At 69.4% G+C, this 1,687-nt stretch carries 1 protein-coding gene; it reads right to left on the bottom strand.

Annotated features, from left to right (window positions below; translation table 11 throughout):
• A partial coding sequence (locus tag ACFSL4_RS37345; protein ID WP_381092571.1) for a 2-oxoacid:acceptor oxidoreductase subunit alpha occupies window positions 1-1,687 on the bottom strand: 1,687 nt, incomplete at both ends.

Here is a 1,687-nt window from a genome sequence, read left to right as displayed (position 1 = left end):
GCGTCGACCAGGTATTTCGCGCGGATGAGGGTGGCGAGCTGGCCGAGGTTCATCTCGGGGATGACGACCTTGTCGTAGCGTGCCAGGACCTCGCCGAGGTTGGGGGGGAAGGGGTTGATGTGGCGCAGGTGGGCCTGGGCGATGGGGATCTGGGCGGTGCGTAGTCTGCGGACCGCCGCGGTGATGGGCCCGTAGGTCGAGCCCCAGCCCAGGACGAGTGTGGGGGCCTGGTGGGGGTCGTCGACGGTGAGGTCGGGGACCTGGATGCCGTCGATCTTGGCCTGGCGGGTGCGGACCATCAGGTCGTGGTTGGCGGGGTCGTAGGAGATGTTGCCGCTGCCGTCCTGTTTCTCGATGCCGCCGATGCGGTGTTCCAGGCCCGGGGTGCCGGGGATGGCCCAGGGGCGGGCGCGGGTGTGCGGGTCGCGTTTGTAGGGCCAGAACACCTCGGTGCCGTCGTCCAGGGTGTGGTTGGGGCTGGTGGCGAACTGCACCCGTAGATCCGGCAGCTCCTGCGGATCGGGGATGCGCCAGGGCTCGGAGCCGTTGGCCAGGTAGCCGTCGGACAGCAGGAAGACGGGGGTGCGGTAGGTCAGTGCGATCCGTGCGGCCTCCAGCGCGGCCTCGAAGCAGTCGGCCGGGGTGCGGGGCGCGATGACGGGTACGGGGGCCTCGCCGTTGCGGCCGTACATCGCCTGCAGCAGGTCGGCCTGCTCGGTCTTGGTGGGCAGTCCGGTGGAGGGCCCGCCGCGCTGGATGTCGACCACCAGCAGTGGCAGCTCCAGGGAGACCGCCAGCCCGATCGTCTCGCTCTTGAGTGCCACACCGGGGCCGGAGGTCGTGGTCACCGCCAGCGACCCGCCGAAGGCGGCGCCCAGTGCCGCCCCGATCCCGGCGATCTCGTCCTCGGCCTGGAAGGTGCGTACACCGAAGTTCTTGTGGCGGGACAGTTCGTGCAGGATGTCGGAGGCCGGGGTGATGGGGTAGGAGCCCAGGAACAGGGGCAGGTCCGCCTGCCGGGAGGCGGCGATCAGGCCGTAGGCCAGTGCCAGGTTGCCGGAGATGTTGCGGTAGGTGCCCACCGGGAAGGCCTTCGCGGCCGGGGCGACCTCGTAGGAGACGGCGAAGTCCTCCGTGGTCTCGCCGAAGTTCCAGCCGGCCCGGAAGGCGGCGATGTTCGCCGCCGCGATGTCGGGTTTCCTGGCGAACTTCGACCGCAGGAACGCTTCCGTGCCCTCGGTGGGCCGGTGGTACATCCACGACAGCAGGCCCAGCGCGAACATGTTCTTGCTGCGCTCGGCTTCCTTGCGGGTCAGGTCGAAGTCCTTGAGTGCCTCCACGGTCAGTGTGGTCAGCGGCACGGGGTGGACGTGGTAGCCCTCCAGTGAGCCGTCCTGAAGCGGGCTGGTGTCGTAGCCGACCTTCTGCAGCGCGCGTTTGGTGAACTCGTCGGTGTTGACGATGATCTCCGCGCCGCGTGGCAGGTCGGCGACGTTCGCCTTGAGTGCGGCCGGGTTCATCGCGACCAGGACGTTCGGGGCGTCGCCGGGGGTGAGGATGTCGTGGTCGGCGAAGTGCAGCTGGAAGGAGGAGACGCCCGGAAGGGTGCCCGCGGGAGCGCGGATCTCGGCGGGGAAGTTCGGCAGTGTGGACAGGTCGTTGCCGAAGGACGCCGTCTCGGAGGTGA

The sequence above is a fragment of the Streptomyces caeni genome, from assembly GCF_042678285.1.
GTDB classification, from domain to species: domain Bacteria; phylum Actinomycetota; class Actinomycetes; order Streptomycetales; family Streptomycetaceae; genus Streptomyces; species Streptomyces caeni.
Note: the sequence above shows the minus strand (reverse complement) of the source record. Positions and strands in the feature narration are given on the sequence as shown.